At 67.6% G+C, this 13959-nt stretch carries 14 protein-coding genes; 2 read left to right on the forward strand and 12 right to left on the reverse strand.

Annotated elements, in window-relative coordinates:
- Positions 1-9: 9 nt before the first annotated feature.
- The 8 genes from ugpB to HW466_RS24625 form a co-directional block, all read right to left on the reverse strand.
- Positions 10-1344, reverse strand: coding sequence for a sn-glycerol-3-phosphate ABC transporter substrate-binding protein UgpB (gene ugpB, locus HW466_RS24590; protein WP_059504622.1), 1335 nt, complete (start codon positions 1342-1344; stop codon positions 10-12).
- Positions 1345-1434: 90 nt separating this feature from the next.
- A complete protein-coding gene (locus HW466_RS24595) occupies positions 1435-2643 on the reverse strand; it encodes a deoxyguanosinetriphosphate triphosphohydrolase (protein WP_059449836.1) in 1209 nt (402 codons plus the stop codon).
- Between the two features lie 41 nt (positions 2644-2684).
- Positions 2685-3764: a 3-dehydroquinate synthase gene (gene aroB, locus HW466_RS24600; protein WP_059504619.1), complete on the reverse strand. Its 1080-nt coding sequence runs from the start codon at positions 3762-3764 to the stop codon at positions 2685-2687.
- Positions 3761-4315 (reverse strand): shikimate kinase AroK, encoded by a 555-nt coding sequence (aroK, locus tag HW466_RS24605; protein ID WP_059449838.1) that lies wholly within the window; start codon positions 4313-4315, stop codon positions 3761-3763. Before aroK ends, aroB begins: the two co-directional genes overlap by 4 nt.
- 40 nt (positions 4316-4355) lie before the next feature.
- On the reverse strand, positions 4356-5999 hold the full coding sequence (locus HW466_RS24610) for a type IV pilus secretin PilQ (protein WP_151005167.1): 1644 nt from the start codon (positions 5997-5999) through the stop codon (positions 4356-4358).
- Positions 5996-6865 (reverse strand): pilus assembly protein, encoded by an 870-nt coding sequence (locus tag HW466_RS24615; RefSeq protein WP_151005165.1) that lies wholly within the window; start codon positions 6863-6865, stop codon positions 5996-5998. The genes HW466_RS24610 and HW466_RS24615 overlap by 4 nt, the downstream gene beginning before the upstream one ends.
- The gene (locus tag HW466_RS24620; protein WP_420908227.1) at positions 6862-7497 is read right to left on the reverse strand and encodes a fimbrial protein; all 636 of its coding nucleotides are present in this window, start codon (positions 7495-7497) and stop codon (positions 6862-6864) included. Before HW466_RS24620 ends, HW466_RS24615 begins: the two co-directional genes overlap by 4 nt.
- On the reverse strand, positions 7494-8417 hold the full coding sequence (locus HW466_RS24625) for a type IV pilus biogenesis protein PilM (protein WP_174905654.1): 924 nt from the start codon (positions 8415-8417) through the stop codon (positions 7494-7496). The genes HW466_RS24620 and HW466_RS24625 overlap by 4 nt, the downstream gene beginning before the upstream one ends.
- A gap of 225 nt (positions 8418-8642) precedes the next feature.
- Here HW466_RS24625 and HW466_RS24630 point away from each other — a divergent pair, with 225 nt between their 5' ends.
- A complete protein-coding gene (locus tag HW466_RS24630) occupies positions 8643-11030 on the forward strand; it encodes a penicillin-binding protein 1A (protein WP_147955900.1) in 2388 nt (795 codons plus the stop codon).
- A gap of 98 nt (positions 11031-11128) precedes the next feature.
- Here HW466_RS24630 and cyaY read toward each other — a convergent pair whose 3' ends face one another.
- A complete protein-coding gene (gene cyaY / locus HW466_RS24635) occupies positions 11129-11455 on the reverse strand; it encodes an iron donor protein CyaY (RefSeq protein ID WP_059449844.1) in 327 nt (108 codons plus the stop codon).
- Positions 11456-11491: 36 nt separating this feature from the next.
- Here cyaY and lptM point away from each other — a divergent pair, with 36 nt between their 5' ends.
- Positions 11492-11770: an LPS translocon maturation chaperone LptM gene (gene lptM / locus HW466_RS24640; RefSeq protein WP_059449845.1), complete on the forward strand. Its 279-nt coding sequence runs from the start codon at positions 11492-11494 to the stop codon at positions 11768-11770.
- Positions 11771-11855: 85 nt separating this feature from the next.
- Here lptM and msrQ read toward each other — a convergent pair whose 3' ends face one another.
- From msrQ to ccsA, 3 genes are all read right to left on the reverse strand, one after another.
- Positions 11856-12545, reverse strand: a complete 690-nt coding sequence (msrQ, locus tag HW466_RS24645; protein WP_151006201.1) for a protein-methionine-sulfoxide reductase heme-binding subunit MsrQ — start codon at positions 12543-12545, stop codon at positions 11856-11858.
- A gap of 20 nt (positions 12546-12565) precedes the next feature.
- Entirely contained in the window at positions 12566-13561 is a 996-nt protein-coding gene (msrP, locus tag HW466_RS24650) for a protein-methionine-sulfoxide reductase catalytic subunit MsrP (RefSeq protein ID WP_174905655.1), read from the reverse strand.
- Positions 13562-13719: 158 nt separating this feature from the next.
- Positions 13720-13959, reverse strand: a 240-nt coding sequence (gene ccsA, locus HW466_RS24655; RefSeq protein ID WP_176316104.1) for a cytochrome c biogenesis protein CcsA, incomplete at its 5' end; no start/stop codon positions are given.

Here is a 13959-nt window from a genome sequence, read left to right on the forward strand (position 1 = left end):
GATGCGCGATCAGCTGCCCGATTTCTCGAAGCGGCGCAGCAGTTCGTCGCCGCGCGACGCCGCCGAATCGAGCGCGTCCTTCGGCGACTTCTTCTGCGCCCAGACCTGCTCCAGTTCCTCGTCGACGATCGTGCGGATCTGCGGCATGTTGCCGAGACGCAGCCCCTTCGTGTAAGGCAGCGGCGGCTTGTTCATCATCTGCTTGATCGCGGTTTCCGCACTCGGATTCTTCGCATAGAAACCCTGCTGGCGCGTGAGGTCGTACGCGGCCGTCGTGACCGGCAGGTAGCCCGTTTCCTGGTGCCACTTCGCGGCGATCGGCGCCGAGGACAGGAATGCGAGGAATTTCGCGACGCCCTTGTAGGTCGCCGGATCCTTGCCGGCCAGCACCCACAGGCTCGCGCCGCCGATGATCGCGTTCTGCGGCGCACCCTTCACGTTCGCGTCGTACGGCATCATGCCGGTGCCGTAGCTGAACTTCGCAAACTTCTGCACGTTCGCAAGCGCGCCCGACGAGGTCGTCAGGATCCCGCAGTCGCCGCTGTAGAACTTCGCGGACGCCTCGTCCTTGCGGCCCGCATACGTGAACGTGCCGTCCTTCTGCATCTGCTGCAGGAACGCGATGTGCGCGATCTGCTGCGGCTTGTTGAATTCGAGCACGGCGTCGGTGCCGTCGAAGCCGTTGTTGCGGCTCGCGAACGGCAGCGCATGCCACGCGCTGTAGTTCTCGAGCTGGATCCAGCCTTGCCAGCCGGTCGTGAAGCCGCACGTCATCCCGGACTTGCGCAGTTTCTCCGCGTCGGCCTGCACGTCGGCCCACGTCTTCGGCGGCTGGTTCGGATCGAGCCCGGCCTTCTTGAACGCGTCCTTGTTGTAGTACAGCACCGGCGTCGAGCTGTTGAACGGCATCGACACGAGATGGCCCGTCTTCGCGTCGCTGTAGTAGCTCGCGATGGTCGGCACGAACGCCTTCTCGTCGAGCGGCACGCCGGCCTGCTTGAACACGTCGTACACCGGCACGACGGCCTTCTTCGCCTGCATCATCGTCGCGGTGCCGACTTCGTAGACCTGGAGGATCGCCGGCGCGTTGCCGCTGCGATAGGCGGCGATGCCCGCCGCGAGCGCCTGGTCGTAGGTGCCCTTGAAGACCGGCACGATCTTGTAGTCGCTCTGCGACGCGTTGAACTGCGTGGCGAGTTCGTTCACGCGCTCGCCGAGCGCCGACTCCATCGCATGCCAGAACTGGATTTCCGTCACGGCGAACGCCGCATGCTGCACACCGAACATCAACGCGCCGCCCAGCGCGATCGAGCGAATCATGGTCCCCGCGGGCTTCTTCTTCATCGACCTCTCTCCTGTGAAAACGTTACCAACAGCGTGTGCAACATTCCCGTCGCCACTGAACCGGCGAAGTCTAGTGATCGTTTGTGACAGTCAGTTGTCGTTGACGACGAACAGGCGCTGATACTCCTTCAGCGCGAAGCGGTCGGTCATGCCGGCGATGTAGTGCGCGACGAGGCGCGGCTGCTGCGCGTCGTCGTCCGACTGGTACGGCGGCGGCAGCAGCCGCGGATCGTCGATGAACGCGTCGAACAGCCCGGTGACGACGCGCTGCGCCTTGTTCGCCATGCGCATCACCTTGTAGTGACGGTAGAGATTCTTGAACAGGAACCGCTTGAGGGCGGCCGCCTGCGCGGCGATCGCTTCACTGTGCGCGACGAGCTGCGGCGCGGCGCGCACGTCGTCGAGCGATGCGGGCGCGACGCGCGCGAGATTGCGCGTGGTCTCGTCGATCAGGTCGACGATCAGCGTGTTGATGATGCGGCGCACCGTCTCGTGCACGAGACGGCGGCCTTCCAGATGCGGGAATTCGGCGAGCGCGGCGTCGTAGTGGCGCTGCCACAGCTCGACTTCGGCGAGCTGCTCGATCGTGATCAGGCCGGAGCGCAGGCCATCGTCGACGTCGTGGTTGTTGTACGCGATTTCGTCCGCGATGTTCGCGAGCTGCGCCTCCAGCGACGGCTGGCGCCCTTGCAGGAAGCGCTCGCCGAGCGCGCCGAGCTTGCGCGCGTTCTCGCGCGAACAATGCTTGAGGATGCCTTCGCGCGTCTCGAAGCACAGGTTCAGGCCGTTGAACGCGCCGTAATGCTCCTCGAGCTCGTCGACCACGGCGAGGCTCTGCAGGTTGTGCTCGAAGCCGCCATGCTCGCGCATGCAGGCATTCAGCGCGTCCTGCCCGGCATGGCCGAACGGCGTGTGACCGAGATCGTGCGCGAGCGAGATTGCTTCGACGAGATCCTCGTTCAGACGCAGGTTGCGCGCGACCGAGCGGGCAATCTGCGCGACCTCGAGGCTGTGCGTGAGGCGGGTGCGGAACAGGTCGCCTTCGTGATTGACGAAGACCTGCGTCTTGTATTCGAGGCGGCGGAATGCGGTCGAATGAACGATACGGTCGCGGTCGCGCTGGAATTCGGTACGCGCCGCCGGCGGCGCTTCCCGATGGCGGCGGCCGCGCGACTGCGACGCGTGGGCGGCATACGGAGCGAGATGGGCTTCCAGCGCCGCCAGCGTCGGCGGCTCGGCCACCGCCGCGACGGATGCGCGGCCGGCTTCGGTCGGTTTGCTGCTGGATGTCTCGCTCACGTCTGCTCCATGTCAGTGGCGCCGGGGCATCCGGGGCGCCGTTAGCGGGTCGTCTGCGCCAGTGTGGCGAACACGGCTTCGTCCGGCGCCTGGGTGATCAGCGTATCGCCGAATCGCTTCAGCAGGATGAACTTGATCGCGCCGGCTTCGGCTTTCTTGTCGACGCGCATCAGATCCATGTAGCGCGCATCGCCGAGCGCCGGCCCGCGCACCGGCAGGTGCGCGGCGGCGATCACTGCGTCGAGCCGCTGCCGCGACGCTTCGTCGAGCAGACCGAGCCGCACCGACAGATCGGCCGCCATCACCATCCCGCAGCCGACCGCTTCGCCGTGCAGCCACTCGCCGTAGCCGAGCCCGGCCTCGATCGCGTGGCCGAACGTATGGCCGAAATTCAGGATCGCCCGCAATCCGCCTTCGCGTTCGTCAGCCGCGACCACGCTTGCCTTGATCTCGCACGATCGCTTCACGGCATGGGCGAGCGCGGCCGGCTCGCGGCGGTTCAGCGCATCGACGTTCGCCTCGATCCAGTCGAAGAATGCCGCATCGGCGATCGCGCCCGTCTTGATGACCTCGGCCACGCCGGCCGCCAGTTCGCGATCGGGCAGCGTGGTCAGCGCGCCGATATCGGCGATCACGGCCTGCGGCTGGTAGAACGCGCCGATCATGTTCTTGCCAAGCGGGTGATTGATGCCCGTCTTGCCGCCGACCGACGAATCGACCTGCGACAGCAACGTCGTCGGCACCTGGATGAACGGCACGCCGCGCATGTAGCATGCGGCGGCAAAGCCGGTCATGTCGCCGATCACGCCGCCGCCGAGTGCGACGAGGGTCGTCTTGCGGTCGGCGCGCTCGGTGAGCAGCCCGTCGAAGATCAGGTTCAGCGTTTCCCAGTTCTTGTAGGCCTCACCGTCCGGCAACACGACCGTCGACACGCGCTTGCCGAGCGACGCGAGCGCCGCGCGCAGCATGTCGCCGTAGAGCGGATCGACCGTCGTGTTCGTGACGATCGTGACCGACGAACCGGTGATGTGAGGAGCGAACAGCTCGGTGCGGCCGATCAGGCCGGCACCAATGTGAATCGGGTAGGCGCGGTCGCCCAGATCGACGTTGACGGTAATCATGCTTGTAGCGGCTTGGCGACGACGCCTGCCAGTTCGAGTTGCATCAGCACCATGTTGACGAGGCCGTTGACCGACGGACGGCCGGTCTCGATGATGAAGTCCGCGCATTCGCGGTACAGCGGGTCGCGTACTTCGTAGAGCGCTTCGAGTCGCGCCTTCGGATCGTCGGTCTGCAACAGCGGGCGGTTCTTGTCCTTGCGCGTGCGCAGCCACAGATCATGCGGATTGGCGCGCAGATAGACGACGATGCCGTGCCCTTTCAGGCAATCGCGATTTTCGGGGCGCAACACCGCGCCGCCGCCCGTCGCGAGCACGATGTTCTCGCGCTGCGTCAGATCCGCGATCACCTGCGATTCGCGATCGCGAAACCCGGCCTCGCCCTCCATCTCGAAGATCACCGGAATGCGCGCACCCGTGCGGGCCTCGATTTCGTGGTCGGAGTCGAAGAACGTCCTGTCGAGCCGGCGCGCGACCGCACGGCCCACGGTAGTCTTACCCGCTCCCATGAGGCCGACGAAAAATACGTTTGCATGTGGGTCCCGCGCTTGCAACGGCTTCCTCTGCTTGAATCTTGCTGGTGTGTGGCGCAGCTTACTGGCAAAGCGGCTGCCTTGTCGAGCCTGCGCCACCGGCTTCAGGCCCCGTTTTTCCCGCATCCGCGCCGCCCGCGCCGGCCGTTTCGCAACGCGCGCCGACGACCGTCGGCGTGATGAAGACGACCAGCTCGTTGCGCTGGTCGCGGCGCGCGCGATGCCGAAAAAGCGCGCCCAGAACCGGTATTTTGCCCAAGAGCGGCACCCGCGTCACATCGTCCCGGTTCAACTGCTCGTAGATTCCGCCGATCGCGACCGTTCCGCCATCCTCGACCTCGACACGCGTCTGCACGTGCTTGGTATGAATCGCCGGGCCGGCCGCCGTCGGCTCGCCGACGCTGTCCTTCGTCACGTCCAAATCGAGCACGACGCGCCCGTCCGGCGTGATCTGCGGCTCGACCTCGAGCTTCAGCGTCGCGCGGCGGAACTGCACACCGCTCACACCATTGCCGACTTTCGCCTGGTACGGCAGCTCTGAGCCCTGTTCGACGATCGCCTTCACGCGGTCGGCCGTCACCACGCGCGGGCTGGAAACGATCTGGCCCCGCCCTTGCGCCTCAAGCGCGCTCAACTCGACGTCGAGCACGCGGCTGAGCGGCGCGGCGAACAACGTGAAGCCGGCCGTCGCCGCCTCGAAGCCGCCAAGCGGCCGCGCGGCCAGATCGAGCGCGTTGCGCGTGTCCGTCGCGGACGCCGCCCCGTCGGCCACGGGCGCGCGCCCTTCGGCCCGCAGCGCGACGCGCGCGCCGAGGTTGCGCGAGAATCCCTGTTCGCCCTCGACGATGCGCGCCTCGATCCGGACCTGCCGCGACGGCCGGTCGATCGCGTCGATCAGGCTCGCGATCTGTTCGATGCGCGGCGCCAGATCGGTGACGAACAACAAGTTCATGCGCGGATCGGCTGCCGCAGCGCCGCGCTTCGACAGCAGGCGCTGGCCCGTCGCCCCCGCCAGCAGCCGCTGCACGTCCTGCGCGCGCGGGTAATGCAGCGCGAAGGTTCGGCTCTCGAGCGGTTCGAGCTCGGCCGCGCGTGCGTGCGTCTCGAAGCGCTCGCGCTCCCGCGCCGCGAGTTCGGCCGCGGGAGTGACCCAGATCACGTTGCCGCGCCGGGACATCGCCAGTCCGTGTGTGTCGAGCAACGTATCGAATGCATCGCGCCATCCGACATTGTTCAGACGTAATGTCACGGTACCGCGCACTTGCTCGCCGACGATGATGTTCAGCCCGGTGAATCGCGCGAGCGCGTCGAATGCCGCCGCGAGCGCGACGCCTTGCAAATTCAGCGAGATGCGGCGCGCGTCGTCCGCATCGCCGGGATGCCGGGCCGCGGCATCGCTCATGCGCGTCGGCGGAGGTAATGGAATCGGCGGCCCTTCCAGCCGCGGTGACGGTGCCGCAGCGTTTGCCTGAAGCGCCGCGCGGGCCGCCTCGTCAAACGGCAGTGAAGCACCGTGCGCCGGCGCGTCGCCGTCCGCGCCGTTCATGCCGTCCGGCCTGTCCTGCGGCAGCGGCGTGTCCTCGGAGTATGCCCGTATCGATCCGGTCGGCCAGCCGGCCGGCGGCAGAGGCGGTAGCGCCGCGTCCACGGTCGCCATGCTCGATCCGGCCCAGAATGCGATCGCCCACCATCCGTGCTTCGTCATGAGCGGCCTCCGTCGTCCACGACGAATCGGCGTGCGCCACTGGCCGTCGCCACCGTCACGGCACCGGCATCGACGCTCACCACACGCGACACCCCGAACACCTCGCCCGGCGCGACGGCCGCGAATGCGCCGTCGCCAGCATCGAACAGTGCGAGCCCGGCGCGGGCGTCGCGAATGGTGCCGGCCAGGCGCGGCGTCATGTCGTCGGCCATCGCATGCGAAGCGGGCCCGCCGAACGGATCGCCGCTCGGCGCACCGGCAAGCACCGCCTCCGCACCAACCGGAATGCGCGCCGCCGGCAGCGCCGGAAACACGTCGATCGTCATGTCGACCCGCGACGCGGGCGATTTCCTCTCGATATGCAGCCGCGACGGCACCACCAGCGCCGGAAAACTCGCGAACTCGCCCATCGAGCGCAGCAGCGCCGGGAAACCGCCATCGGCGACGATCCGCACCGTGCGCCGGCCATCCGGCGCGGCCTCGTCGGTGCCCCGCGGCTCGATCGATACGACCTGCAGTCCGCTTGCCCGGACCACATCAGCCAGTTCCAGCATCAGCGCGGGCCACCCCGGCACACGCGGCGAGCTGGCGTCGCGCCCGGCAGCCGGATCAATATCGCGCCGGGGTACGGCGGTCGCGAGCAGCCGGTGTGCGTCGGCGGCCCGTATCTGCGCCGTTGCCAGCAATGCGCGGCTGCGTGCGAGTCCGCTCGCATCGACGGCATTCGTCAGCTGAATGCCGCCCGCCATCACGAACGCGAATGCCACCACGCAGCCGACGGCGTGCATCGCGGCCGGCGACATTCGCGTCACGCGGCCGAGCCACTTGGCACCGTCAGGCATCGACCGATGCATGATCGCGGTCATGCGCCGCCTCCCGGTGCCTTCTGTCGCGGCGGGGCGTCGTGCCAGCGCATCTGCACGGAAAAGCGAAACGGCACGGCCGTACCCGCGCCCGGCGCGGCTGAAGCCGGTGTCAGCGCACCGATGTCGAATCGCCAGTCGCGCTGTTCGGCGGCGATCCGTGCGAGCCACCGCACGGCCGCACGGTAGTTCGCCGCACGCGCGTCGAGCTCGGCGCCCGACGATGTCGTTCGCAATGCGTCGAGCCGGACGGAGTCGTCGCGAACCTGTGCCAGCGTCGCGAGCAGCCCGGCAACGCGCAAGTAAGGCCCGGCAAGGGCGACCGCCCGCGCATCGCGTTGCGCGTGATCGGCGGCCGCGCCGGCGGCGCGCCGTGCGGCATCGACCTGCGGCTGCAATTGCCGCAGCCGCGCGTCCACTTGCGTGCGCTCGGCATCCACCCGCCATCGCCACGCTGTCGCCGCCCCTGTCCACACGCACGCCCCAAGTGCGCCGAGCACGATCGCCACCGCACATTGCGTGGCACGGCGCCGGCGCAGCGCCTGCGCCAGCCGCTCGCGGTACGGCAGCAAATTGAAGCCGCCGAGCGTGACATGGCCAGCGGGCACGCGCCCGAAACTCATACCGGCCGTCATTCCCACACCCCGCGCAGCGCGAGCCCGATCGCGAGGGCAAACGCCGAACCACCCGGTACGCCGACGGGTACACCCGGCAGCCCATCCCATCCGGTGCAATCGAACGGCACGACTGCCACCCCGAGCGCATCGCCGATATCGGCGGCCGACGTGCCGCAGCGGGCGATAGAGCGCTCGTCGCCGGCCACGAGCACGCAGCGCACCGGCTCGAATACGCACTGGCGCAACGCGTCAGGCAACGCCGGCCGCACGTCGCCGGACAGCGCCAGCACCGGCGCCGCGATCGCGCCGTCGATCCGCCAGCCGCGCACGCCCGTGTCGCTGAACCAGAACGCGGCATACGGGCCGTGCGCGTCGGGCTCGAACTGCGCGGCGTAGCGCAACGCGCGCAGTGCGGCAGCCGACTCGCCGTCGACGGCCGTCAGATCGATGCCGGCCTGCGCGGCCACGTCGATCCGGCGCTCGAGCAATGCCTGCGGCGCCGCGGCGACTGCAATCTCGCCCGGGCTTGCATCGTCTTCCTGCCGCCAGTCGAACGCGAGGTTGTCCGGCGGCAGCCCGGAGATCCGTTCGGCCGCCTGACGGGCGGCGTCCGCGATGTCGTCGCGACCGGCCAGATCGAGCGTCGCGGTTCGCATCTCGTCATCGCGCAGCGCCATCACGCCGCGCGCGTCGCAGCGCACACCCGCCGCCGCCAGCCGCGACACGGCCGCCGCCAACGCGCGTGCGACCGCAGCCCAGCGCGCGTCCTCCGGCCCGCCCGCCAGCGCGACCGGCTCCCGCTCGAGTCCTTCGACCCGCACATCGGCGATCCGGCCGCGCCGGCTCAGCACGGCTACCCTCACCTCGTCCGCCCCGACGTCGATGCCCGTCGAGCGGTGCCTGCCTGGCGCGAACCGCGCCGCCCATCGTCCTTCCATCCCAGCCTCCCGCGATAGTCGCGGCCCACGCCGCGTTTCCGAGGCTTGATTCTGCAAAGCGGCGTGTGCGCCCGACAGTCGGCCGAACAGCCAGTCGCGACTCGAAACGGGCCCGCGGACGTCATACTGGCGGCACCGCGATCCGCCGCGCTCCGGCGGACGCCCCCCGCGTCAGGGCCGCCTTACCGGGCAGCTATAATCGCGGGACTGTTTTCCGGTATGCCTATGCAATCCACGTCTCCTACGTCCCCGCCTCCCGCGCCCGAGCCGAAGAAACGGTCCTGGTGGCTGAAAGTCCTGATCGGCCTGGCCGCGATGTGCGTGGCCCTCGTCGTGGCCGGCGGCCTCGTGCTCGGCTACGCGCTCGTCGTCGCGTGGCCGAACATGCCGTCGCTCGACGCGCTGACGGACTATCGTCCGAAGGTACCGCTGCGGATTTACACGTCGGATCACGTGCTGATCGGCGAATTCGGCGAGGAACGCCGCGACATCGTCCATTTCAAGGACGTGCCCGACTCGCTCAAGAAGGCGATCCTCGCGATCGAGGACGCGCGCTTCTACGATCACGGCGGCGTCGACCTCACCGGCATCGCGCGCGCCGGCTTCGTCGCGCTGACGAACGGCCACGCGTCGCAGGGCGCGAGCACGATCACGATGCAGGTCGCACGCAACTTCTTCCTGTCGAGCGAAAAGACCTACACGCGCAAGATCTACGAGATGCTGCTCGCGTACCGCATCGAGCGCGCACTGACGAAGGATCAGATTCTCGAGGTCTACATGAATCAGATTTATCTCGGCCAGCGCGCGTACGGTTTCGCAAGCGCCGCGCGGGTCTATTTCGGCAAGGACCTGAAGGACATCACGCTCGCGGAGGCGGCAATGCTCGCCGGGCTGCCGAAGGCGCCGTCCGCGTACAACCCGGTCGTCAATCCAAAGCGCGCCAAAGTGCGTCAGGAGTACATCCTGCAGCGGATGCTCGAGCTGAACTTCATCACGCGCGAGCAGTACGACGAAGCCGTCGCTCAACCGCTGGTCGTCAAGGGCGCGGGCCGCGAGTTCAGCGTGCACGCCGAGTACGTGGCGGAAATGGTCCGGCAGATGATGTACGCGCAGTACCGCGAGGAAACCTACACGCGCGGCTTCAACGTCATCACGACGATCGACTCCGCCGACCAGCAGGTCGCGTACACGGCGCTGCGCAAGGGCATCATGGATTACGAGCGCCGCCACGGCTATCGCGGGCCGGAAGGCTTCATCGAGCTGCCGGCCGGCGCCGACGACCGCGAGCAGGCGATCGACGATGCGCTGCTCGAGCATCCCGACAACGGCGAACTGGTCGCGGCGGTCGTCACCGCCGCATCGCCGCGCCAGATCACCGTCGCGTTCATCGACGGCAGCAGCGCGACGATCGAAGGCGACAACCTGCGCTTCGCGTCGGGCGCGCTGTCGGCCAACGCTCAGCCGAACCGGCGCATCCGTCCGGGCGCGATCGTCCGTGTCGTGAAGAACGACGCAGGCAAGTGGGCGATCACGCAGTTGCCGCAGGTCGAAGGCGCGTTCATCTCGATCGTCCCGCAGGACGGCGCGATCCGCTCGCTCGTCGGCGGTTTCGACTACAACAAGAACAAGTTCAACCACGTCACGCAGGCGTGGCGGCAACCGGGTTCGTCGTTCAAGCCGTTCATCTACTCGGCGTCGCTCGACAAGGGCCTCGGGCCGGCCACGGTGATCAACGACGGCCCGCTGTATTTCAGCGCCGCAGAAACCGGCGGCCAGCCGTGGGAGCCGAAGAACTACGGCGGCGGCTTCGAAGGCCCGATGTCGATGCGCACCGCGCTGCAGCGCTCGCGCAATCTCGTGTCGATCCGCATCCTGAACCACATCGGCACGAAGTACGCGCAGCAGTACATCACGCGCTTCGGCTTCGACGCCGAGCGCCATCCGGCCTACCTGCCGATGGCGCTCGGTGCGGGCCAGGTCACGCCGTTGCAGATGGCCGGCGCGTACTCGGTGTTCGCGAACGGCGGCTTCCGCGTGAATCCGTATCTGATCGCCGAAGTGACCGATCCGAACGGCGCGATCGTCGCCCGTGCGCAGCCGCTCATCGCCGAGCAGAATGCGCCGCGCGCAATCGACGCGCGCAATGCGTATGTGATGAACAGCCTGCTGCAAAGCGTCGCGCAGCGCGGCACCGGCGCGCGCACCAACGTGCTGAAGCGCACCGACCTCGCCGGCAAGACCGGTACGACGAACGATTCGCACGACGCATGGTTCGCCGGTTACCAGCACACGCTCGCGGCGATCGCGTGGATCGGCTACGACAACCCGCGCAGCCTCGGCGATCGCGAAACCGGCGGCGGCCTGTCGCTGCCGGTGTGGATCGACTACATGGGCGCGGCGCTGAAGGGCGTGCCGGAATTCAAGCCGACGATGCCGGACGATGTCCAGACGCTCGGCAGCGAGCTGTACTTCACCGAGTTCACGCCGGGGCACGGCTTCGTGTCGACGGTCGGCGTGCCGCAGGCGCCGGCGGTGCAAAACACCGACGAACCCGTGCCGCACGTCGACGAGCAGGAGAAGCAGGACATCATGAACCTGTTCCGCGGCCACTGATACTGGCGGCCCCGAGCATGAAAAAAGCGCCCGCCAGGGCGCTTTTTTATTGGGCTTCGATCCGGCGCAACGGGCGCCGGGCGCGCGAGCGCCGGACGTTACGCGCCGAACGTGATCGGCAGGCCGGCCTGCTGCGTCGCGTAGTCGGTGAGCGCCGCGAAGAACTCGGTGCCGGTGCGCGTATCGCGCCACTCGCCGTCCACGAAACGGTAATGGAATCCGCCCGCCTTCGCGGCGATCCACAGCTCTTTCATCGGCGGCTGGAGATTGATGATGATCTTCGAGCCGTTCTCGAACGTCAGCGTCAGCACGCTGCCGTTGCGCTCCAGATCGATGTCGTGATCGCCGTCGTTCGCGGCATCCACGGTGCGCTCGACGGCCGCCAGCACGGCCTCGGCACGGGCCAGGTATTCAGTATCGGACATGCTAAACTCTATCGGTTAAATTGTTCAGGGACGATCATGCGAGTCGTTTTCCGGATGAGCGCGATTGTAGCGGCTTTGGCGATACTTGCCGGCTGCGGTCAACGCGGCCCGCTCTATCTGCCCACCGTGCCGCCGTTGCCGGCGAAGCCCATCCAGCAGGACACGCCGCCGTCGGACGTCACGCCGACCGATGAAAACGCGTCGTCCGAGAGCATTCCCGATTCTTCCGGCACACCGCTCACGCTGTCGCCCGAGCTGTCAAGCGATGCGTCGAGGGCCGCGATGCCCGCATCGGGCCCGGCGGTCGCGCAGTAACCGCACGCCGCCGCCCGCGCGGCTTGACTCGCAACAAAGGCGATGACTTCCCGTCATCGCCTTTTGTTTTCCCTAGTTCGCATCGTCATGCACGGATGCGCCGCCACGCCCATTCAAGCAGCCGCCAGCCGAGCAGCACCGCGACGATCGTCGCGTAAAGCTTCGGCTGCGCGAGATTGTGCTTGCCGGCCCTCATCCACCAGAAATGCAGCACGCCGAACAACGCAATCGCATAGATCGCGCGATGCAGCGTCGCCCAGTGACGGCCGAGCCGGCGCACCATCGCGCGCGGCGACGTCGCGGCCAGCGGAATCAGCAGCACGAACGCGGCGAAGCCGACCGTGATGAACGGACGCTTGCCGACGTCCTTCAGGATCGCGAGCACGTCGAACCACTTGTCGAACCACAGATACGTCGTGAAATGCAGCGTCGCGTAAAAGAACGCGAACAGGCCGATCATCCGCCGAAAGCGCAGCAACGCGGGAACACCCGTCATGCGCCGAACCGGCGTGACGGCGAGCGTGATGCACAGCATCACCAGCGTCCAGAGACCCGTCGAACGCGTGATGAACTCGATCGGATTCGCGCCGAGCCGATCGGTCAGCCCGAACAGCACCAGCCGTGCGAGCGGATAGAGGCCGGCCGCGAAAACGAGCACCTTGGCAGGGGCAAGCCAGCGCGGCGAGGCGGTACGCACCGCACCGCCGCCGGAACCACCGGCGGCAGCGGTGCGCATGCCCGACGCGCGCGCGGGCGTCAGCGTCGAAGAACGGATATCGTTTCTCACGGGCGCGCTCAAAAGTTCTTTTTCAGATCCATGCCCTGATACATCGACGCGACGAGATCGCCGTAGCCGTTGAACATCAGCGTCTTGCGCTTCGGCGTGAAGAAGCCGTCCTCGCCGATCCGGCGCTCGGTTGCCTGGCTCCACCGCGGGTGATCGACGTTCGGGTTCACGTTCGAATAGAAACCGTATTCGTTCGATGCATAGGTGTTCCAGCTCGTCTTCGGCTGCTTGTCGACGAAGCGGATCTTCACCAGCGACTTCGCGCTCTTGAAGCCGTACTTCCACGGCACGACGATCCGCACCGGCGCGCCGTTCTGGTTCGGCAGCACCTGGCCGTACACGCCCATCGTCAGCAGCGTCAGCGGGTTCATCGCCTCGTCCATCCGCAGCCCTTCCGAGTACGGCCAGTCGAGCACCGGCGTCGACAACCCCGGCATCTGCGACGGATCGGCCAGCGTGATGAACTGCACGTATTTCGCGTTGCCGGTCGGCTGCACGCGCTTGATCAGCTCGGACAACGGCACGCCGATCCACGGAATCACCATCGACCATCCTTCGACGCAACGCAGCCGGTACACGCGCTCCTCGAGCGGTGCGAGCTTCAGCAGTTCGTCGAGATCGAACACCTTCGGGTGCAGCACCTCGCCTTCGACGCTCACGCGCCACGGGCGCGGCCGCAGCGTGCCCGCGTTCTGCGCCGGGTCGCTCTTGTCGGTGCCGAATTCGTAGAAGTTGTTGTAGGACGTGATGTCCTTGAACGGCGTCACCTTGTCGGCCGCGACGAATCTCGCGTTGGTTTTCGCCGCGAGCTTCGCGGCCCGCGCGTCCGGCGACGCATAGGCCGCGAACGCCGCGCCGCTGCCGCCGAGCAGGCCGCCCGCCGCCGCCAGGCCGGCGGCCTGCAATACGCGCCGCCGGTTTTCGAACACCGCGCGCGGCGTAATCTGGCTCTGCGCGATATCACCGCCCGTCAGTACGGTTTGCAAAGAACGTTTGATCCACATCGTGCTGCTCCTCCTGCATGCGCGGCGCGCACGCGTCATGAGCGTTCGACCCGCCCTGCCCTGCGCCGTTCGACGCCCGGACGGCCCGCCCGTTACAAAAGAAAACCGCCGGGCACGCAGTGCGCCGGCGGTCTTTCGTCGGACCAACGTCGGAAATCTTACAGCTTGCCGTAGCTGTGCAGCCCCGACAGGAACATGTTGACGCCGAGGAACGCGAACGTCGTCACGAGCAGGCCCGTGAGCGCCCACCACGCGGCGACCGCGCCGCGCAGACCCTTCATCAGGCGCATGTGCAGCCAGGCCGCGTAGTTGAGCCACACGATCAGCGCCCAGGTTTCCTTCGGATCCCAGCTCCAGTAGCCGCCCCAGGCTTCGGCCGCCCACAGTGCGCCGAGGAT

Source organism: Burkholderia territorii, assembly GCF_902833055.1.
Taxonomy (GTDB): Bacteria; Pseudomonadota; Gammaproteobacteria; order Burkholderiales; family Burkholderiaceae; genus Burkholderia; species Burkholderia territorii.